Genomic DNA, 21,823 nt, shown 5'->3' with positions numbered 1-21,823 from the left:
GGGGTGCTGCCGCGTCCGGCCGCCAGCTGCGAGGGCGTCGTGCTGCGCACCTGGCCCTGCGGCGAGACCAGCGTCATCGCCTCGCTGCTGACCCGCGACCACGGCTACGTGAAGGTGATCGCCAAGGCGGCGCGGCGGCCGAGTTCGCGCCTGCGGGCGCTTGTCGAGCCGGGCCGCGTCGTGAGCGTCGAATTCAGCCTCGATCCGGCGCGGGAGCTGCAGTACCTGCGGGGCGGCGCGGTCGAACGCGATCCCCTCGGCCCCGGCGCCAGCCTCGAGCAGTCGATCTTCATGCAGGGCGCCCTCGAGCTCATCGACCGCTGCCGGCCCCGGGCCGAAGCGGGCGACGGCCGGCCCGACCACGGGTCGGCGGTCGAGTTATTCGAGATTTGCGACGGTTTCATCCGGATGTTATCGTCGCCGTCCTGTGCCCGGCCCGATCTGGCTTTCTTCGCCTTCGAGTGGCAGCTGCTGGCGCGGCACGGCATGGCCCCCGAGGTCGACGGCTGCGCCGCCTGCGGGGCCGCCACCGACGGGGGGCCGGGCGCCCTCTGGTTCAGCCCGGCCGAGGGTGGGGTCCTGTGCGGCGACTGCGCCCGCCGCGACGGCGGGGGCGCCGGCAAGCCCCTCGGCGCGCGGGCCCTGGCGGTCTTCCGGGCCATGGCCGGCGGCGGCATCGACGTGGGCGCGGAGGCGGATTTCGACCGGGCCCTGCGCCGCGAGGTCGGCGCCCATCTGCACAACTTCCTGGGCTACCACCTGCCCGGCTACCGGCTGCCCGCCGCCCTGGAACTGCTGCGGGCCCGCAAGGAAAAGGACAGCGCGCGATGATGGAATACCAGCAGATGATCGCCAACCTCCAGAAGTTCTGGAGCGACTACGGCTGCGTGGTCGTCCAGCCCTACAACAGCGAGGTGGGGGCGGGCACCTTCAACCCGAACACCTTCCTGCGCTCGCTGGGGCCGGAGCCGTGGCGTGTGGCCTACGTCGAGCCGAGCAAGCGGCCCAAGGACGGCCGCTACCTCGAGAATCCGAACCGCGTGCACCAGTTCCTGCAGTACCAGGTCATCCTGAAGCCGAATCCGGCCAACAGCCAGGAGCTCTACCTCGAATCGCTGCGGGCCCTGGGCATCAAGGCCGAGGAGCACGACATCCGCTTCGTCGAGGACGACTGGGAGTCGCCCACCCTCGGCGCCGCCGGCCTCGGCTGGGAGGTGTGGCTGGACGGCATGGAGGTGTCGCAGTTCACCTACTTCCAGCAGGTGGGGGGCGTGCGCTGCAAGCCGGTCTCGGTGGAGCTGACCTACGGCCTGCTGCGGCTGTGCATGTTCATCCAGGAAGTCGACCACGTGAAGGACATCGTCTGGGGCGGGGGGCTCACCTGGGGCGAGGTCATGGGCCAGTTCGAGCGCGAGTACAGCGCCTTCAACTTCGAGCACGCCGACATCGACATGTACCGGCGGCACTTCGACGAGAAGGAGGCCGAGGCCAGGGCGCTGCTGGAGGCCGGCCTCGTGCACCCGGGCTACGACGCGGTGATCAAGTGCAGCCACATCTTCAACGTGCTGGAGGCGCGCGGGGCCATCTCGGTGACCGAGCGCACCGGCTACATCGCCCGCGTGCGCAACCTGGCCCGCCTGGCCGCGACCAGCTACGTCAAGAGCCGCGAAGACCTGGGGTTCCCCCTGCTCAAGGAGAAGGCCGCCGAATGAGTCCGGAGACCAACCGCCCCGTCCGTCTGCCCTTCCTGCTGGAGATCGGCAGCGAGGAGATCCCCGCCCGCTTCATCCCGGCGGCCATGGCCGACCTCGCGCGCCTGCTCGGCGAGGAGCTGGAGAAGGCCCACCTGGGCTGGGAGGGCCTGCGGGTGCTGGCCACCCCGCGGCGCCTGGCCGTCCTGATCGACGCCCTGGACACGCGCCAGCCCGATCGGGAGCTGACGGTCAAGGGGCCGCCGGTGTCGGTGGCGTTCGGCGCCGACGGCCGCCCGACCCCGGCGGCCGAGGGATTCGCCCGCAAGGTCGGCATCGCCCTGGCGGACTGCGGGCGCGACACGGACCAACGCGGCGAGTTCCTGGTGGCCCACGTGAGCGAGCCCGGGCGACCGGCCGCCGAGGTGCTGGCCGAGATCGTGCCGCGGGCCGTGCTCGGGGTGGCCTACCGCAAGACCATGCGTTGGGGCGACCACGATCTGGAGTACCCGCGCCCATTGCAGTGGATCCTGAGCCTGCTCGGTGATGATGTTGTCCCGCTTCGGGTTGACTATCTCGAGGCCGGGCGCACGACGCGGGGGCACCGCACCCTGGCCGCCGACCGCGCGGCGGCGGTGGCCCATCCGGGCGACTACGAGCATGTGCTGCGGGAGTTGGGGGTCATCGTCGACCAGGACGAGCGCCGGCGGCTGATCACCGCGGGACTGGCGGCCGAACTGGCCTCGCGCGACGCCACGGCGGTGCTGCTCGCGGACGACGAGCTGCTGACCGAGGTCGTGTTCCTCTGCGAGCATCCGACCCCGTTCCTGGGCACCTTCAGCGAGGAGTACCTGGACCTGCCCGCCGAGGTCATCACCACGGCCCTCAAGGCCCACCAGCGCTACTTCTCGGTGGGGCGGAGCGACGGCGCGGGCCTGCGGCCCCTCTTCGCGGCCGTGCGCGACGGCGGCCGCGACCACCTGGACAACGTGATCCGCGGCAACGAGCGGGTGCTCCACGCGCGGCTCGCCGACGCCCACTTCTACTGGACCTTCGACCAGAAGAAGTCGCCGGACGAACGCACCGCCATGCTCGGCACCGTCACCTGGCTCGAGGGCTTCGGGTCGGTGCTCGACAAGACGGACCGGCTCGGGGACCTGGCGGCGTGGCTGTGGGAGAACGGACCGGGGGAGGGTGCGGTGCCGGAGGACCTGCGGCGGGCGGCCCGGATCTGCAAGAGCGACCTGGTCAGCGAGATGATCAAGGACGGCAAGGAGTTCACCAAGCTCGAAGGCTTCATCGGGGCCCGCTATGCCGCCCTGGCGGGGGAGAACGCGCAGGTCTGCCGCTCCATCGAACGCCACTACCTGCCCCGCAGCGCCGCCGGCGTCCTGCCCCGCGACCGCCAGGCCGAGGTGCTGTCCATCGCCGATCGCCTGGACACGGTGGCCGGCTGCTGGCTGGCCGGCTTCGCGCCCACGGGGGCCAAGGATCCCTACGCCCTGCGGCGGCACGTGCTGGCCATCCTGCGCATCCTGCTGGAGAACGACCTGCGGCTCGACCTGGACGCCGCCCTGGACCGGGCCCTGTCCGGGGTGGCCGGCTTCCGGCCCGGCGCCGATCTGCCGGCGGTGCGGGCCGAGCTGGGCGAGTTCGTCCGCACCCGGCTCGAGGGATTCCTGGTCGACGCCAAGGGCGCCGAACCGGCGGTGGTGCGCGCGGTGCTGCCGGTGCGTTGGCGCGACCCGGTCGACGCCTGGGCCTGGGTGCAGGCCCTGGACGGCTACCGGGAGCAGGACGACTTCCAGCTCCTGGCCACGGGCTTCAAGCGCTGCCGGAACATCCTCAAGGAGGGCCTGCTGCCGGTGGCCGAGCTCGACGCCTGCCGCGCCCGCTGGCTGGCCGGGGGACGGGGGGCCGACGGCGAGGACTTCGCGGACCTGCCCGAGGCCCCGGAGCGGGATCTGTGGCAGGCGACCGCCGCGGCCATGCCGGCCCTGGCGGCGGCCGAAGCGTCCCGGGATTACCACCAGGTGTTCGCCTTCTTTTCGGGCCTGGGGCCCGCCATCGACCGCTACTTCGACCAGGTGCGGGTCAACACCGACGACCCCGGGCTGACGGCGAGCCGGCACGCCTTCCTGCGCGAATTGGACGGGCTTTTCGCCCAGTACGCCGATTTCGCGGCGGTGGCCGCGGCTGACCTCTAGGGGAGGCAACCTGGCTTCCCGAGGCGACGGCCCCCGGTGCGAATCGGGGGCCGCTGCGTACGATCCTCACTTTTTTTTGACAATACCTATTGACGGTGGTTTTCGATTCAGGTAGAGTAATTCCGCGACTCACAGACAAAGTTCCCATGCCTTGAGGTGCGCTGTCTCTTTGCTTTCCACTCTCAGTTCAGTTTCGATCACTTGACACCTTGTTCACTCGTCATCTTGGGTCTGCATCTTTGAAGGAGGTCTCGCTACTTGCGCACAGCTTTGCCTGTGTGTGACAGTTGGGAACCCTTTGTCGCCCGTCATGTGCCCGGTGGAGCCTGAATTCCTTCACCACGGCACATCAATCGTTCGCCTAACCATGTGTCGGCCCCGTGCCGACGATGGGGGGAAAATAATGAAGAAATTCACCATGTTCGCTGCTCTCGCGCTGGCGATGGTGTTTGCCCTGAGTGCGTTCGCCGGCGAGATGCCGTATGTCACCAAGGGCAACTCCACTCTCCACGGCGGGAGCGCCAATTTCGCCAAGGCTGCCGGTGACACGATCGACGTCATGGGTCCCACCGGTTCCGGTGCGGCCTACATCGGCGACTTCGAGTCCGGCGGCGCCCTGAACGGTGGCGCCTCCGGCTGGACCACCGAGGACGTGACCCAGCCGACCGTCACGCACTTCCAGCTGAGCAACTACAACCAGACCGTGGCCAGCAACCTGGCCGCCTGGTGTGGCGACATCAGCTTCCCGAGCTGCGACGACTCGCTGGATCCCGCTGGTGGCTACGGCAACAGCTGGCACGACCTGATCAGCTGCCGCATCACCGTCGCGGATCCCGGTTCGAGCGCTTCGGTGAACGTGACTGCCACGTTGCAGCACGACACCGAGCCCGGCTACGACTACACCCGCCTGAGCGCCAAGATCCAGGGCAACCTGGGCTACACCGACATCCAGAGCTGGGACGGCGCTGGTACGGTCGCCGTGAACAACGGCCTGACCTACCTGCCCGCCGAGCTGGTCGGCGGCACCGACGTGTACATGGTCTTCCGTGTGCAGTCGGACGGCGGCTGGTCGGATGCGGACTGCTCGTGGCCGACGGCTGGCGCCTGCCAGGTCGACGACATCACGGTCACCGTGACCCAGGCCGGTCAGACTGACATCGTCAGCTTCACGGACTTCCAGGACGTCGGTGGCGTGCTGGACGTCGAGGGCCTGTCGACCTTCGACTGGTTCATCGACTTCCCCGACGGTGTCGGCGACTTCGCGAAGATCTGGGACAACCTGGAAGACGCGGATCCCTGCAACACCAACTACAGCAACCAGGTCGCCTTCATCGACGACGGTCTGGTCGTGCCCGGCACCGGCGGCACCACGTGCATCAACTGGTGCTACGGCCCCGCCGGCTACATCGTGAACACCACCGGTGGTCTCGCTGGCCCGGCCAGCCACATCTACGTGTGGCTGAACTCCCCCGTCATGACCTGGCCGAACGCCAGCTACGACGGCATGCTGTACTCCTTCGACGCGTACCGCCACGAAGACCTCTCGGTCGACGCGCCCGGTATCTTCTACACGTGGAGCGTCCGCTCCGCCGACACCGACGACTCCGCCGGCAACGGTGCTCAGGTTCTCTCCGAGCAGCCCTGGCTGGACCGGAACTTCGTCTACTTCGGCGGCCCGGACTACCTCCGTGTCACCAACGACGTCACCGACCTGATGAACGCCGGTCGCGACGTCATCCAGGTGCAGACGGGCTGCTACGAGCTGGGCTGGGCCTTCGGCTACACCGGCAACGACGGCTACCCTGCGCCCTACTTCGACAACTTCGCGGTGAAGGTCTTCCCGTACGTCGGTCCTGGCGTCTCCACCCGTGAGATCGACCTGGCCAACGACAACTTCCCCGAGAACGAAGTGTCCTTCGACATCAACCAGGAAGTGAACCCGGCCACGTTCGGCGGTCTGCATGTCCGCTTCGACATGGCCCGGAACATCTCGCTGGCGGCCCACCTGCGGAACGATCCCGGTGACTCCATGGTCATCGACATCGTGCCCGTGCGTTCGGGTGCGACCCTCGCGGGCACGCCCGAGTTCCACTACTCGATCAACGCCAACCCCGAGTTCAACGCCTACCGGACGTTCCCGACCTCCGGCATGATCCCGGCCCTCGGCCCTGCCGTCGGTGCCTCGGGTATCGCCGATCCGGACGCCTGGGCGTTCGATATTCCGGACACCGGCGCCCTGTTCCCCGGCGACGTGCTGCACTGGTACGTGCGTGCGGGCGACCAGGTCGGTGCGGACATCCAGTACGCGACCTTCCCGGCCGACATCAGCGGCTTCGGCGACTTCAGTGGTCCTCTGAGCTACAACAGCACCATGACCATCCACGCCCTGCCGACGATCTCCGACGATGGTGGCGCCAAGAAGGCTCCGCAGACCCTGTTCTGGAACGACTTCGCGAACCGCGGCGGCGAGGCCGAGTGGTACGCGGCGCTGGGCCAGCTGGGCATGGGCCTGGGCTCGGACTACGACATCTACTACACCAACGGCCCCAGCTCGAGTGTCGGTAACGGTATCGGCGGCCGGACCAGTGGTCTGTCCCTCGAGGGTTACAACAACATGCTGTACACCGCCGGTGACCTTGGCACCACGACCCTGTCCAACGGCGACTACGCCGCTGATGCCGGCAACGACATCGGCGCCGTCCTGGCCTGGCTGGGTACGGGCAACAAGAACCTGGTGATGACGGGCGACGACCTGGTCAGCGATCTGGCGATCAACGCCGGCGCCGCTGGTCTGGCCTTCTCCGAGGACGTCATGGGCGTGAACGCGTTCGCGCAGGACGCCCGCAGCTTCATCAACAACCAGACGACTCCGCTGGTCGTCACGATCGCGGGCAACTCGGTGTTCTCGAACATCTCGTCCTGGATCGCGTACGGCGGCTGCTTCGGCATCAACACCTTCGACGCGGTCACCACGCGTGCGGGTGCGGAGCGCCTGGCTGAGTTCACCGACCCGAACGGCGGCGCTGGTGCCTACTCGTTCTCGGCTGCGACCCTGAACGTGTACAACACCACCAACAACGTGATTTCGTTCCCGTACGACTTCATGTTCATCTACGACAACCCCGATGAGTCGCCGGCCAACACCACCGGTCTGTCGGCTCGTGCCCGGGTGCTGTCGGATATCTTCGACGCGATCGGGATCGTGCCTGGCTCGACCCCGACGCCGGTGCCGGGTGCCGAGAAGTTCGCCGTGTCGAACTACCCGAACCCGTTCAACCCTGCCACCAAGATCAGCTACACCATGCCGAAGGCCGGTCATATGACCCTGAAGGTCTACAACGTGCGTGGTCAGCTGGTTAAGACCCTCATCGACGGTCAGGTTGCCGCTGGCACCGACTTCGTCATGTGGGACGGCACCAACAACCAGGGCAGCAACGTTGCCTCCGGCGTGTACTTCTACGAGGCGCGTTCGGGCAACAATGTCCAGGTCAACAAGATGGCTCTGGTGAAGTAGTTCCTGCGGGAATTCCTTCGACAGCCGGACTGTCTGGGGCGGCTCCTGCGGGAGCCGCCCCGCTTTTGTGCGGGGCGGGGGAGCGGCTCCGTTCCGGCCGCCGAACGCCTTTGGCCGCAGGGAATTCGCGGAACCTTGAGGTTGACACCGGCTGGACCCAATCCCTATATTTCAGAAGTCATTGCCGAGGCAGGACGCTGCCCTATCCCACGTAGCCCGCCCGTGCCGCGCCCGGAGCCGGATCCGGGGCCCGGGGGGTCGGCGAGCCCGATTTTTCCGCCGCTTGTCCCACCGTAGCGGCGGCAAACAAACCTGAAGTCCCTAAAATGCTTCCGAGGGGGCGTTTGCCAGTATGATCAACAGGCGAAATTCCTATGCGGGACTGCTGTTTGCGGCGGTTCTGGGTGCGTTGCTCCTGACCGGTTGCCGGGCGTTCGAGCCCGAAGCGGTCATCGTGAACAAGCCGCCCGAGACCTTCATCATCGGCGCGCCCATCGAGGACGGTGGGGGGTACTATCACTTCCACGTCTTCTGGTACGGCTCCGATGCCGACGGCCGGGTCGAGCGCTTCGTGTGGGCCCTGACCGACACCACGATCCAGGACGACGACACCACCGACGACGAGGAGGACCAGAACTTCAATCCGGCCCTCGATGCGTCCACCCTGGAGATCGCCAACTGGACCACGCGCACCGACTCGGTCTTCAACTTCACCATCGACCAGGGCACCAATCAGGCCGCGGACATGACGCTGCACATGGTGGCCATCGACGACTTCGGCGCCTACGACCGCACGCCGGCGCGGCTGCACTTCTTCAGCAACACCCTCGGGAACCCGTCGATCAACTTCTACCGCGTGCTCGAGAACGGCACCCGCAAGGACTTCGCCGCCGGCGAGCGCGACACCGTCGGCTACGGCTTCCCCTACGAGGTGCACTGGGAGGGGACGTCGCCCAACATCCGCGGCTACGCCCCCGAGGCGCTGGCCCTGCTCGACACCGTGCCGCCGGTCGACGACGGCCTCTTCGGCTACAAGTGGCAGCTCCTGGGCGACCTCGGCGGCGGCTGCCTCCCGAGCCTGCAGGACTGCTGGCATCCGCGCCGCTTCAACGAGGCGACCGGCGACAGCTTCAGCTACTTCGGCCCGGCCACGGCCCTGCGCTTCGAGAACAACGACTCGGGCTCGAGCCCCTTCCGCAAGCTGCTGCCGAGCGGCAGCGTGTCCCTCGAGGTCAACTCCATCGACATCGCCGGGGTCGAGGTGGCGGAGTTCGCGCGCGGCTTCTCCTTCGTGGTGAACTACGACCCGCAGACGCTGGTCCTCGACGGCGAGACCGACTTCGCCCACCCGGAGGACCCGCAGCAGTACCCGTACTACACCCTGCTGAACGACACCCAGGCGGAGCCCACCCGCTACCCGTTCCAATCGGGCGACCGGATCCCCGACCGCAGCTACGTGGTCGTCAAGGCCCTCGCGCGCGACGACCCGCGCGACGCCATCCAGGACCCCACCAAGCCGGTCGGCCTGGCCGGCTACGTGCAGGGCGTGCGGAGCAACTTCTTCGGCGGCACCTTCTCGTTCTCGACCGAGTCGTCGGTGCTCGACCGCGACCCGACCTGGCCCGCGACCTGCGACACCTGCTGGGCCGCGGACACCCTCGGCTTCATGGTGGGGCCGTCCTCGTCCTACACCTTCAACATGCAGTCGGTCGACGAGCATGACCGCCGCGACGGTTCGCCGGCGAAGCTGACGTTCGACGTGGGCTACCCGCCCTGCCTGCAGTGCATCGAGTTCCAGCCCAAGACCTCGATGACCTCGGCCTACAACCTGAGCCTCGAGTGCATCGACGATCCGGCCACGCACCCCTGCTTCCAGGACACGCCGGAGATGCGCGTCACCGCGACCGGCGCCCAGGCCGACGCCCTGCAGTACATCCAGGACCTCTTCATGCTCGTCGACAAGCAGACGTACTTCGTGAACGTCTCGGACACCAACGACGACCAGGCCGGCACCAAGTACGTGGTCCAGGCCAAGCTGTACCGCATGACGATCCTGCTGCACAGCAAGGACGACGCCCGCGAGGCGTGGTCGCTGGCCCTGCGGCGCTCCGGGGCGTTCGCCTACCAGATCGACTACGAGTGCGACCCGTTCAACCAGATCAAGGACGGCGGCGGCAACGACGACATCCTCTCGCCCACCTGGGGTGCGGCCGGCGACGGCGTGGGGCTGCGGATCGACCCGGCCAGCGGCCTGTGGCGGCTCGAGGTCGACGTGGTGGTGCCCACGACGCTGGTCACCAGCGGTCCGGCGACCTACCTGACCCTGCTGACGTTCATCCAGGCGGGGGGCGATCCCGCGATCGCCCAGGACATCTTCGACGCCACCGTCAAGCAGTTCGGCAACGGGCAGATCCGGGTCGTGGCCATCGACCAGACCCAGTGCAACACGACGCCGCGGCGTCCGGGCTCCTACAACTACTTCAAGCAGGTGCGGCCGACCGTCTCGCTGGCCGGGACGGCTTCCTGGCGCGATTGCGATTCCGGGATGCCGGGCCTGCAGGGCAGTCTGCCCCTTTCGCGGGGGGCGATGTCGAGTCATCCGCTGGCGGAGCCCATTTCCATGGACTTCCGGCTCGTGATCGACTACGGAACCGGCACGTACACGTGCGAGATGCCCTAGGCTTCCACTTCATGGTGACCTGAGGACCGAGGAGTGACTCAATGATCAGGCGGAACATTGCGATGGTGCTGGCGCTGGCCCTGGTGGTCGTCGCCGCGGGGTGCTCGGTGGACACCGAGCTCGGTGGATCGAAGATCCCCAACGCGCGGCCGGACACCCGGATCACCGGTCAGCCGCCGACGCTGCTGGAGGCGAGTTTCGCGGTCCAGTTCAACTGGACGGGCTCGGACCCGGACGGCCGGATCGTCGGTTACCAGTGGAAGATCAGCGACAACGGCGTCGACGGGATCAGCCCCCGCGACACGCTGACGGTCGACCCCCTGACGGGGGCCGTGCTGCATCCGTGGAACTTCACCACGGCCAACGACTCCACGTTCCTCGTGCTGGCCGACCAGTCGGGCTTCCCCGGCGACACGACCTCGCCGCGGAGCTTCCGCTCCCACACGATCTTCGTGCGGGCCATGGACGACCGCGGGGCCGTCGATCCGACGCCGGCCATGATGTCGTTCACCGCGACGACCCTCGTGCCGGTGGCCCGGGCCGTGTACCCGAACCTCAACAGCCAGGGCTTCATGAACGTGCCGCCGACGGTGAACATGAGCTGGTCGGGCCGCGATCCGGACTTCGACCTGCGCGTGCCGACCCAGGCCCGCTTCGTCTGGAAGCCGGCCATCAACGACGCCGGCAACGCCATCCGCACGCGGAACGAGTACAACCTCTACTACGACGAGGTCCTGAGCTTCGACGATCCGGAGTGGTCGGACTGGATTCCCTACGCGCCGCTGGACGAGGACCGGCGCGTGGCCTTCGACAACCAGCCCAACGGCGAGTACTTCCTCTTCGCCGTGCAGGTGCAGGACACCGCCGGCGCCCGCAGCGTGGGGCTGGGGTACCAGCAGGAAGTCGCCCACGTCAAGATCTTCGCCAACTTCTACCGGCCGATCGTGACCCTGTCCGAGCCCTTCCTCGGCACCAGCCAGTCGACCGAGACTTTGCCCAAGGAGATCGCCGGCGGGCAGCCGCTGAACTTCTCGTGGTCGGCCTCGGCAGAGGCCTACAACGGGCGCATCGCCTCCTACCGGCACGGCTGGGACCTCATCTCGGTGAACGATCCCAACGATCCGGGCTGGGCGGTGCCGCCGGGCACGTCCGAGCAGAACCGCTTCGCCGAGGAGCGCTCGTTCCAGGAAGGTCTGCACACCTTCACGGTGCGGGTCGTCGACGACTCGGGCCAGGTGACGGTCTCGACGCGGACCCTGCGCGTGGTGCCCTTCGTCGACCCGGCGTTCCAGCAGAACCTGATGGTCATCGACGCGACCGTCGACCGCCTGGTGCAGAACTGGCCCGACCAGAACGGCGCCCCGCGCAACGACGAGTCGTACCGGAACCCCTGGTGGCGCTTCCTGGAGGCCGGCACCGGCGGCGTGGAGGGCCTGAACTGGGAGCGCGACTGGCGCGACCACACCGACGAGGTCAAGTTCTCCGACCTCGTGGGCTACAAGACCGTCCTCTGCTACGCCGAGTTCAACGACACGGCCCAGCGCATGTTCATCGACCCGGACTCCGGCATGCGGCCGATCAGCGGACGGGACCGGTACGTCTGGATGACGCCGTACCAGCAGCGCGGCGGCAACCTCTTCTACGTGGGCCAGTCGTCCATGGAGTCGTACCTCGAGGGCCTGCCCAACTACATGACGCCCATCGTGTTCAACACGCGCGAGGAGACGTTCCAGCTCAACGGCCAGTCCTTCGTGGTGGGCTTCGGCACCAACGAGCGGCCCGACGGCACGCGGGTCCTGCGCGGGCCCCTGCAGTACCCGTACTCCACCGCGGGCATCGCCGCCCTCGACTGGACGGCGCCGGCGACCAAGTACATCTACAACCGCCAGAACGTGACCCGCTTCGACCGCACGCCCGAGTGCGTCGGCCTGAAGGGGCTCGTGCTCGATCCGGCCTTCCAGGAGTACCACCTGATCGGCCCCGGCGTGGTGGCCGACACCATCTGGACCGAGCCGCAGATCGACTGGCACGACTACGTCGATGCGGCGGCCGACACCATGAAGCTCTTCGGCACGGCGTTCCCGTTCAACCGCGACGAGTTCATCGACGCCAACATCACCTCGCGGAGCACGCCGATCGTGCCGCAGGAATGCGATCCGGACTTCAGCCCGAACGGCCTGTGCGTGCAGCCCATGTTCCGTGGCATCGCCCGGTTCGACTACATCCGGGAGTACCGCTGGTCGCGGGGCGAGACCGACTGGCCCTCGAGCCGCTGGACCGACGCGGAGATCGCCGACGACTGCGGTCCGCTGGCGCTCGATCCGTACGGCGGCCAGATCTACGGCACGGCCAAGACCAACGGCCGCGTGTTCGGCTACATGTCCTACAAGATGATCCAGGACAAGCCGAACCAGAAGGCCGACGTCTTCTGGGGCTTCGACCCGTACCGATTCGACCACGAGGAGAGCCGCAAGGCGATCCGGTGGGTGTTGCAGTACTTCGGTCTGCAGATCAACCAGTAGGCCGCGCACGACGACGGCACCGCGTCCCGGCCGCTCCGATCGGCCGGGACGGCGACAAGACTCGCGAAAGGCAGGCTTGAATGAACCTCGGAAGCGTGAAATCCGCAGCTTTCCGGACGGGAGCGGTCGCGGCCGTGGCCCTGACCATGCTGGGGGCGGGGTCGGCGGAGGCCCAGACCCCGCCGGAGGTCTGCGCCGCGGACTCGCTTTACCTGATCTCTCCCGCGTCGGTCGACCTGCGCCTCGAGACGACCGGCAAGCAGGGCCTGACGATCAGCTGGCCGAACCTGAACCTCGACCAGGCCACCTGCTACAGCCTCTCCGGCAACGACACCCTCGACTTCGACGTGTCCGTCGACGGCGGCTTCGGCGACCGCGTCGACCGCGTGTTCAAGTTCACGACGGCCGATTCGGGCCTCGTCGGCGCCCCGAACGCGACCAGCATCACCATCCAGTGGCAGAACGAGGGGCCGGCGACCAACGGCACCATCGGCGGCCAGATCAACATCTCCAACAACGGCGGCATCTGGCGCAACGATCCGCTCGGCGGCTGGGCGCAGGTCAACAACGGCCTGCCGATGACCTGGCTGCGCACGAACACCGTGGCCCTCGACCGGGGGACGGGCGAGTTCATGGTCGCGGCCTTCACCCGCGGCACCACCCTCGACGGCAATCCGAGCGGCGTCTACGTGTACAACGGCACCAACTGGAGCCAGGTGGGCAGCGACGTGCTGGGGACCCGGCGCGTCGTGACCAAGATCGCCGTCGCCCCGGGCGACAACGACTCCTTCGCGGTGGGCACGGCGACCGGCGGCCTCTTCGTCACCACCGACGGCGGCCAGACCTTCACCCAGTGGACGTCGGAACTCGATCCCGCCGCCACGCCCGTCACGACCTACCGCGTCTCGGCCCTGAACTGGGAATCGTCGCGTCTGCTGGTGGCCATGCCCAACTGGGGCGTGTTCCTCTCCGACGACGGCGGCGCGTCCTTCACCCGGTCGGTGCTCGAGGTGCCCGACAACCTCGACGTGCCCGAGGTCAACCGGACCTACGGCATGGGCGTGGTGAACGATTTCTCGGTCGATCCGGCCGACCCGGACCGCATCGCGGCGGCGCTGGCCTTCCACGGCGTCTACCTGACCACCAACGGCGGCCAGGACTGGACCGACCTCTACGGCGACCTGCTCGTCTCGGACCCGGAAAACCCGGGCGCCTGGGTGTACTCGGCGCGTGAGGTCCTCGTCGACGACGTGAATCCGCAGGTGCTGGTGATGGCGGTGTCCCAGAAGGGCCTCTTCCGCACCACCGACAGCGGCGCCACCTGGAGCCTGGTCGCCACGGAGCCGGGTCTGCAGCCGACCAACCTGGCGTCCCTGGGCAATTTCAGCATGATCCGGCGTCCGGGCGCGCCGGGCGAGATGCTGGTGATGGAAGACAAGTGGGGCCTTCTGCAGTCGACCGACTCGGGTGCGAGCTGGCAGCTGTACGCCGAGCAGCCCCTGCTGGCGGCGAGCGTCGCGCTGGCGCCCTCGCGCGCGGCCGACCGCACCTTCACGCAGGCCTCCTACGGCGGAGGCATCTACGAGGGCGGCACGGTCCTCGAACTCAAGGACACCTACAGCACCGCGACCTCGACGGAGCTGCGGGGGCTCGACCTGGGCCTGCGCATCTCCTTCGCCGGCGGGGGCGAGGTCAACCGCAACGACACCTTCCGGCTGGTGGCCCAGACCTTCCAGGGCTGGGCGGTGTGGCGCTCGTCGTCCCACGACCGACGGAACATGACCCTCGTCGGGCTGTTCGACCGGGTCAATCCCGAGGACTGCTACGAGGGCTATTGCGGCGACAACAGCCTGGAGATCATTCCCCAGTGCTTCGCCGCCAAGCGCGCGGCCTGCTTCGACCTGAGCGATCCGGACACCCTGCGCTTCTTCGACGACGAGGTGTACAACGGCTTCTCGTACTACTACGCCGTGACGGCCTTCGACTACGGGAACACCGCCCTGTCGACGCCCCAGAGCAACACCAACGAGATGTTCTTCTCGCCGCGCTGGGCCGGGGACGAACTCTCGCCCTTCGTCGGCGAAGGCAACTCGACGCGCTTCGACGTGAACGAGCCGGTGACGCCGGACGTGTGGGGCGAAGAGGTGTACGCGTATCCGAACCCGGTGCGTCTCGGCGCCGGCGTGCCGCGGGGCGAGGGCAGCCTGGTGGTCTTCACCAACCTGCCCGAGGGCTCGCGGGTGCGCGTCTTCACCACGGCGGGCGACGACGTGATCAACCTCGGTCCGGACAACCAGACCGGCGGGCAGATCTACTGGAACACGGTCAACCGCGACGGGGCGGAGATCTCGGCGGGCGTGTACCTCTACAAGGTCGAGATGCCGGCGCGCGACGACCACTGGGGGCGCATCGTCGTCATCCGGTAGGTTGCGGGAGCCTGCCGGCGGCCGGAGCCGCGGCTGCGCACAGAGAATGAAAATCGGGTCCGATTCGCCGAATCGGGCCCGTTTTTTTAGCTTGTTTTTTGTTTGACGGACAACTCGGGTTGTCATTACTTCCACTCTGTGGAAATTTCGCCACGCCCCCGGCTCACGGGGCATTCCTGGACTTCGACCGATGGAGACGTCATGAGCGGCAAGAGGGTCTTTTTCTTTGGTGACGGGCAGGCCGACGGCCATGCCGGCATGAAGAACCTGCTGGGCGGCAAGGGTGCGAACCTCGCCGAGATGGTGAGCCTCGGGGTGCCGGTGCCGCCCGGATTCACGGTCACGACCGAGCAGTGCATCGAGTACCAGAAGACCCGCGCCCTGTCCGACGCCCTGAAGGCCGACGTCAAGGAGGCCCTCGCCAAGGTGGAGAAGGTCATGGGCAAGACCTTCGCCGACGCGAGCGACCCGCTGCTGTTCTCCGTCCGCTCCGGCGCCCGGGTGTCCATGCCCGGCATGATGGACACCGTGCTGAACCTCGGCCTGAACGACGAGGCCGTCGCCGGCCTGGCCGAGAAGAGCGGCAACCCCCGCTTCGCCTACGACAGCTACCGCCGCCTGGTCCAGATGTACGGCGACGTGGTGATGGGCGTCGAGGGCGAGAAGTTCGAGCACGCCATCGACGAGATCAAGGCCGCCCGCGGCGTCAAGCTGGACACCGAACTGAGCGTCGACGACCTGAAGGAGCTCATCGCCACCTTCAAGGGCATCGTCAAGACCGCCACCGGCCAGGACTTCCCCGACGATCCCTTCGAGCAGCTGTGGGGCGGCATCGCCGCCGTGTTCCGCTCGTGGAACGTGCAGCGCGCCATCGACTACCGCACCATCAACCGCATTCCCCACGACTGGGGCACGGCGGTCAACGTCCAGGCCATGGTCTTCGGCAACCTGGGCGACAGTTCGGCCACCGGCGTCGCCTTCACGCGCGACCCGTCGACCGGGGAGAACCACTTCTACGGCGAGTTCCTGGTCAACGCCCAGGGCGAGGACGTGGTGGCCGGCATCCGCACGCCCCAGCAGCTGAACAAGGCCGGTCGCGAGATGCTGCCGGCCGGCAACGAGGCCAAGGACCTGCCGACCCTCGAAGAGGTCATGCCCGAGTCGTACCAGGCCCTGCGCGAGATCCGGGCCCGCCTCGAGGGCCACTACAAGAACATGCAGGACATCGAATTCACGATCCAGGACGGCCGGCTGTGGATGCTCCAGACCCGGAACGGCAAGCGGACCGGCGTCGCCGCCATCCGCATCGCCGCCGAACTGGAGGCCGAGGGCCTGGTCACCAGCGACGAGGCGCTGCTGCTGGTCGAGCCGGACCATCTGGACCAGCTCCTGCACGACCAGATCGACCCCGACGCCGAGCTGACCGTGCTGGGCACGGGCCTGCCCGCGAGCCCGGGCGCGGCCCAGGGCGAGGTCGTCTTCAGCGCCGAGGCCGCCGTCGAGGTGGCGGCCACGGGCAAGAAGGTGCTGCTGGTGCGGCGCGAGACTAGCCCCGAGGACATCGCCGGCATGAACGTGGCCCAGGGCATCCTGACCAGCCGCGGCGGCATGACCAGCCACGCGGCCGTGGTGGCCCGCGGCATGGGCAAGCCCTGCGTCGCCGGCTGCGGCGAGCTCTTCGTGGACAGCGCCAAGGGCGTCATGACCATCGGCGGCCAGACCTTCAAGGCGGGCGACCTGGTCACCATCAACGGCACCACCGGCGCCGTGATCGCGGGCGCGCCGGCGCTCGTGCCGCCCCATCTGGACGACCCGAACCTGGCCAAGGTCATGGGCTGGGCCGACGCGACGCGGCGCCTGAAGGTCCGCACCAACGCCGACACCCCGCACGACGCCCGCCAGGCCCGCGAGTTCGGCGCCCAGGGCATCGGCCTGTGCCGCACCGAGCACATGTTCTTCGGCGAGGAGCGCATCATGAAGATGCGCGAGATGATCCTGGCCGAGGGCGAGCCCGCGCGCCGCAAGGCCCTGGACAAGCTGCTGCCCATGCAGCAGGAGGACTTCGACGGCATCTTCCGGGCGATGGAGGGCCTGCCGGTCACGATCCGCCTGCTCGATCCGCCGCTGCACGAGTTCCTGCCGCAGGAGAAGGCCGACGTCGAGGCCCTCGCGAAGGAGATGGGCGTCTCGCTGGAGATGCTCGAGCGCAAGATCGACTCGCTGCACGAGCTGAACCCCATGCTCGGTCACCGCGGCTGCCGCCTGAGCCTGACCTACCCGGAGATCTGCGAGATGCAGGTCGCCGCGATCATCGGCGCGGCGTGCGACGTGAAGCGGGACGGCGTCGACGTCCGGCCGGAGATCATGATCCCGCTGACGGGCACGCGGCGCGAGCTGTCTGACCTGCGCGAGCTGACGATCGAGGTGGCGGAGAAGGTCATGGTCGCCCAGGACATGAAGGTCGACTACCTGGTCGGCACCATGATCGAGATCCCGCGGGCGGCCCTGCTGGCCGACCAGATGGCCGAGGTCGCCGACTTCTTCAGCTTCGGCACCAACGACCTGACCCAGATGACGTTCGGCTACAGCCGCGACGACGCCGGGGTGTTCCTGCCGGACTACGTGCGCAAGGGCATCCTGCCCAGCGACCCGTTCCAGCAGCTCGACCAGACCGGCGTGGGCCAGCTGGTCGAGATGGCGGCGCAGAAGGGTCGCGCCACCAACAAGGACATCCACCTGGGCATCTGCGGCGAGCACGGGGGCGACCCCAGTTCGGTCGCCTTCTGCCACAAGGTGGGCCTCGACTACGTCAGCTGCTCGCCGTTCCGGGTGCCCATCGCCCGGCTGGCGGCGGCCCAGGTCGTGGTCCAGGAGAAGATGGACGCCGGAAAGTAGGTGCCGGTGAACGTCCACTGGTCGACACCGGTCTGGATGTGGCCCCTGCTGCTCGTCGGAGCGGCAGGGGCCGTCCTTTGGACCGTCCGCGCCTACCGCCAGACGCGGCCGGCGCCGGCGGCGGGGCTGCGGCGCACGCTGACCCAGCTGCGGGCGGCGGTGTTCGTGCTCCTGATCATCGCCCTGGCCGGACCGGTCCTCTCGCGCCTGCTGGTGCGGGCGCGTCCGGCCGAGGTGGCGCTGCTGCTGGAGGACTCGGGCAGCATGGCCATCGCCGATGCCGGGCCCGATTCGGCGGGCGGCCGCTGGGAGCGGGCCCTGGCGGTGGCCGAGGCGGTCACGGCGGCCCTCGACGCGGACGGGCGGCGGGTCGCGCCGGTGGTGCTGCGGGGCAACGGGCTCGGACCGCTCGTCTCCTTCGGGCTGCAGGATCCGGTCGTGGCCCCGCCCACGTCCCATGGCACCGATCTGGCCGGGCTGCGCAGCCAGGCCGCCGACCGCCTGGCCGGCCGGCCGGTGCGGGCGACAGTCGTCATCAGCGACGGGCAGGAGACGGTGGCCGCGGCCCAGGGCAAGGCGGCGGGGCGGGCGGCGCCGGGCGCGCTGTTCGTCGTCGGCGTCGGCGATGCGGCGGGTCCGCCGGACCGCATCCTCAAGGAACTGCGCTATCCCGACACCGCCTACGCCGGGGACGAGGTGGTGGTGGAGTTCGTGGTCGACCACCGCTATCTGGACGGGAACGCCGCCAAGGCGGCCCGGCGCCTGAGCGCGCGGCTGGTGGGCCCGGACGGGGTCGTGGCCGACACGACGCTGACCATCGACCAGAAACTGGTGAATCTCGAGCTGGCCTTCCGGCCGGACCGACCGGGACTGCAGGCCTACGATCTGGAAGTCGACGTCCTGGACAACGAGCGTTTCCCCGCCAACAACCGGGCGTCGCTCGCCATCAACGTGCGGCAGGAGCGGGCGCGGGTGCTGCTGCTGACGGGGCGACCCTCGTGGGACGTGCGCTTCCTGGCCCAGGCTGCCGCCGCCGAGCAGCGCCTGGCCCTGACGGTGGTGCGTCCTTCGCCGCGCGGCCTGGTTCTTGCCGACAGCCTGACGGCCTGGGTGCCCCCCGTGGACGCGGCCGGCTGGCGGGACTGGGACGCGGTGGTGCTCATGGGCTGGACCGGCCTGGTGGCGGCCGTCGACTGGACCGAGCTGGGCGAGGCGGTGGAGGCGGGACTCGGGCTGCTGGTCCTGGCCGGCGGCGAGTCCGGTCCCGGCGGTGCGCCCCAGGGTTTCCCGCCGCCGGCGACCCTCGCCGAGATCCTGCCGGTGGACGTGGCCACCTGGCGCTGGGCACCGGGGCCGCAGTTCCTGGACGTGGCCGCCGGCGGGGCGGGGCATCCGCTGCTGGCCGGGGTCGAACTGCGCAGCGACGCCGAAGGGGGCGTCGGGCTGCGCGAGCTGCCGCCCCTGGCCGAGGTGGGGCTGGTCGCGCCGCGGGCGGGGGCGGAGGTGCTGCTGAGCAGCGGTCCGCGCGGGGCGGTCGGCGGCGAGCAGCGGCGGCAGCCGGTCCTGGTGGTGGCCGCGCGCGGCCAGGGCCGCGTGGGGTGGTTCGGTGGCCGGCACCTGTGGGAGCTGGCCTTCTGGGAGAGCGCCCGCCGGACCGACGGCGACGACGCCCGGCACGCGGGCCGCCGCCTGCTGCGCAACCTGCTCGTGTGGAGCGCGTCCGGCCTCGACGAGTCCGGCCTGGTGTTCACCGGGCGCCAGAGCTTCTTCCAGGCGGGCGAGCCGATCCGGCTCGGCGCCCAGTGGCGGGACATGCGGGGGCAGCCCGTGCGGGACCGCGCCCTGAACGTCATCCTCAGGACGCGTGGGGATGCATCCGACGGCGCTGCGGGCGGGCCGTCCGGTGCCGGGGCCGACACGACCGGCGAGCAGAGCTTCGCCATGCGGCCGTCGGCCGAGCGGCCCGGGCTGTCCGAGGTGGAGCTGCCGCCCCTGGCGCCGGGCCGCTACGCGGTGCAGCTGCAGGGCGCCGGCGACCCGCCCGTGCTGGGCCCGGAGGAAGACCTGATCGTGGCCGCCCACAGCGTCGAGGAGACGCAGGTGCGCATGGACCGGCGGCGGCTCGTGCAGCTGGCGGCCCGGGGCGACGGCGCCTTCTACGACGCCGGCGATCCGGCCGAGGTGCGGCGCCTGATCGACGACCTCGCCGCGGTGGCCTGGACCGGAGACGAGGTCGTCCAGCGACGGCGGCTGGACATCCGGCTCGGCTGGCCCCTGCTCGTCCTCGTCACGGTGCTGCTCGGCTGCGAGTGGTTCCTGCGCCGCCGCCACGGCCTGCTCTAGCTCTCGTTCGCGACCGACCCGCTGATTCCTCCCGGAAAGGCAGGCCCGCCATGGGCCCTGTGCCGGGATGCCCCGGGCGCGCGGAGACGCGCCTTCTCACCCGCCTGCTGCTGCCGTTCGTCGTCGGCGTGCTGACCGCGTCCGCGTCCCCGCGGGCGACGGCCCGGGACTTCGTCCTCAACGAGGTCCTGCCGGATCCGTCCGGTGCCGACGACGGCCGGGAGTTCGTCGAACTGCTCAACCCGGGGCCCGATCCCCTCGCCCTCGACGGCGTGCGGCTCGAGTTCGCCAACGGCGCCGACGGGCCGGTGTGGCTGGTGCGCTGGACCGCCCCGGACGGCCTGGTGGTGCCGGCCGGGGGGCGCTTCCTGCTGGGCGACCGCCCCTGGGCGGGGTCCGAACCGGTCGACGCGGAGGTCGATCTGGGGCTCCAGAACGGCCCGGACGCGGTCCGTCTCGTGCGGGGCGACCTCACCCTGGATCTGCTCGGCTACGGGCCCCTGGACGATCCTGCGCTCTTCGAGGGGCATCCCGCGGGCACCGGGGCCGGCCTGGCCCTGGCCCGCCGTCCGGACGGGCGCGACACCGACGACAACGCCGCCGACCTGGTCCTCGCCGTGCCCACGCCCGGGCGGCCGAACTTCCATCCCTTCACCCTCACCCTGACGGCGGCCGAGCACGAGCCGCCGGTCCTCGCCCGGCCCGGCGACGTGCTGCGCGTGGCGGTGCGCGTGGTCCACGGCGGCACGGAGATGTGGCCCGCGGGACCGTGCGTCCTGGCCTGGCCGGAGGGGCGGGCGACCGCCTGGTGGGACGGGGCCCGTCCCGGGGACGAGCGGCAACTGGCCTTCGTCCTGCGTCCCCGTCTGCGGGGGGCGCTGCCTCTCGTGCTGGCGGTGCCGGCCGCGGGCGGCGACACCGTGCGGGTCGACGTGGGCACCGTGCAGGTGGGGGCGGCCGCCCTGCGGTTGAACGAAGTCCTGCCGGCGCCGGGGGCGGGGCAGGGCGAGTGGGTCGAGGTGCTCTGGGACGGGCCGGACCCCCTCGACCTGGCCGGCTACGTCCTGGCCGATGCCGACGGGGGACGGGCGGAGCTGCCGCCGCGTCCCCTGGCACCCGGCGGGCTGGCGGTGCTGGCCGCGGATTCGACCGGTCTGCGGCGCTGGTGGCGGGAAAACGCCGCGAGCGGCGCGGCGGGGTGCGCGGCCGGGGCGCCCGCGGCGGTGGTGGTGGCCGTGTCCGGCTGGCCGTCGTTGAACAACACGCCGCCGGCGGGCCGCCCCTACGCCGACCGTCTGCTGCTGTGCGATCCCCGGGGGGTCGTGCTGGACGCCGTGACCTGGGGCGGTGGCGGATTCCCGGAGACGGAGACCGGCCGCAGCCTCGAGCGGACCTCGCCGGAGCCGGTCAATCCCGGCGCGGAGGCCTGGGCGCCCTGCACCGCCGCCGCGGGCGCCACCCCCGGCTGTCCCAACAGCGGTGCGGCCGCTGGGCGGCCCGACGCCGGCGGCCTCGCGGTGGAGCCGCCGCTGCTCGATCGCGCCG

10 protein-coding genes are annotated in these 21,823 nt (G+C 69.6%); all 10 read left to right on the top strand.

Annotated features, from left to right (window positions below):
• Positions 1-3 precede the first annotated feature (3 nt).
• Positions 4-831 carry a recombination protein O N-terminal domain-containing protein gene (locus KDM41_01765; GenBank protein MCB1182129.1) on the top strand — a complete coding sequence of 276 codons (828 nt, stop codon included), beginning with the start codon at positions 4-6 and terminating at the stop codon, positions 829-831.
• On the top strand, positions 831-1,712 hold the full coding sequence (gene glyQ / locus KDM41_01760; protein MCB1182128.1) for a glycine--tRNA ligase subunit alpha: 882 nt from the start codon (positions 831-833) through the stop codon (positions 1,710-1,712). The genes KDM41_01765 and glyQ overlap by 1 nt, the downstream gene beginning before the upstream one ends.
• Complete coding sequence (locus tag KDM41_01755) at positions 1,709-3,898, top strand: glycine--tRNA ligase subunit beta (protein MCB1182127.1); 2,190 nt, start codon at positions 1,709-1,711, stop codon at positions 3,896-3,898. The genes glyQ and KDM41_01755 overlap by 4 nt, the downstream gene beginning before the upstream one ends.
• A 403-nt stretch (positions 3,899-4,301) precedes the next feature.
• Positions 4,302-7,412: a T9SS type A sorting domain-containing protein gene (locus KDM41_01750; GenBank protein MCB1182126.1), complete on the top strand. Its 3,111-nt coding sequence runs from the start codon at positions 4,302-4,304 to the stop codon at positions 7,410-7,412.
• Between the two features lie 352 nt (positions 7,413-7,764).
• On the top strand, positions 7,765-10,092 hold the full coding sequence (locus tag KDM41_01745; GenBank protein ID MCB1182125.1) for a hypothetical protein: 2,328 nt from the start codon (positions 7,765-7,767) through the stop codon (positions 10,090-10,092).
• Between the two features lie 41 nt (positions 10,093-10,133).
• The gene (locus tag KDM41_01740) at positions 10,134-12,614 is read left to right on the top strand and encodes a hypothetical protein (protein MCB1182124.1); all 2,481 of its coding nucleotides are present in this window, start codon (positions 10,134-10,136) and stop codon (positions 12,612-12,614) included.
• A 95-nt stretch (positions 12,615-12,709) separates the two neighbouring features.
• Positions 12,710-15,040 (top strand): hypothetical protein, encoded by a 2,331-nt coding sequence (locus tag KDM41_01735; GenBank protein MCB1182123.1) that lies wholly within the window; start codon positions 12,710-12,712, stop codon positions 15,038-15,040.
• A gap of 201 nt (positions 15,041-15,241) precedes the next feature.
• Positions 15,242-17,935, top strand: coding sequence for a pyruvate, phosphate dikinase (locus KDM41_01730; protein ID MCB1182122.1), 2,694 nt, complete (start codon positions 15,242-15,244; stop codon positions 17,933-17,935).
• Between the two features lie 6 nt (positions 17,936-17,941).
• Positions 17,942-20,278, top strand: a complete 2,337-nt coding sequence (locus KDM41_01725) for a VWA domain-containing protein (protein MCB1182121.1) — start codon at positions 17,942-17,944, stop codon at positions 20,276-20,278.
• Positions 20,279-20,328: 50 nt separating this feature from the next.
• A partial coding sequence (locus KDM41_01720) for a lamin tail domain-containing protein (protein MCB1182120.1) occupies positions 20,329-21,823 on the top strand: 1,495 nt, incomplete at its 3' end.

The sequence above is a fragment of the bacterium genome (genome assembly GCA_020440705.1).
Taxonomy (GTDB): Bacteria; Krumholzibacteriota; Krumholzibacteriia; order LZORAL124-64-63; family LZORAL124-64-63; genus JAGRNP01.
The sequence above is the reverse complement of the archived record's forward strand: the minus strand, read 5'-3'. Positions and strand labels throughout refer to the sequence as shown.

What these genes read in the sequence shown, in the direction of transcription:
- glyQ (MCB1182128.1), top strand. Translation starts at nt 831, where the DNA reads ATGGAATACCAGCAGATGATCGCCAACCTCCAGAAGTTCTGGAGCGAC.
- KDM41_01755 (MCB1182127.1), top strand. Translation starts at nt 1,709, where the DNA reads ATGAGTCCGGAGACCAACCGCCCCGTCCGTCTGCCCTTCCTGCTGGAG.
- KDM41_01750 (MCB1182126.1), top strand. Translation starts at nt 4,302, where the DNA reads ATGAAGAAATTCACCATGTTCGCTGCTCTCGCGCTGGCGATGGTGTTT.
- KDM41_01745 (MCB1182125.1), top strand. Translation starts at nt 7,765, where the DNA reads ATGATCAACAGGCGAAATTCCTATGCGGGACTGCTGTTTGCGGCGGTT.
- KDM41_01740 (MCB1182124.1), top strand. Translation starts at nt 10,134, where the DNA reads ATGATCAGGCGGAACATTGCGATGGTGCTGGCGCTGGCCCTGGTGGTC.
- KDM41_01730 (MCB1182122.1), top strand. Translation starts at nt 15,242, where the DNA reads ATGAGCGGCAAGAGGGTCTTTTTCTTTGGTGACGGGCAGGCCGACGGC.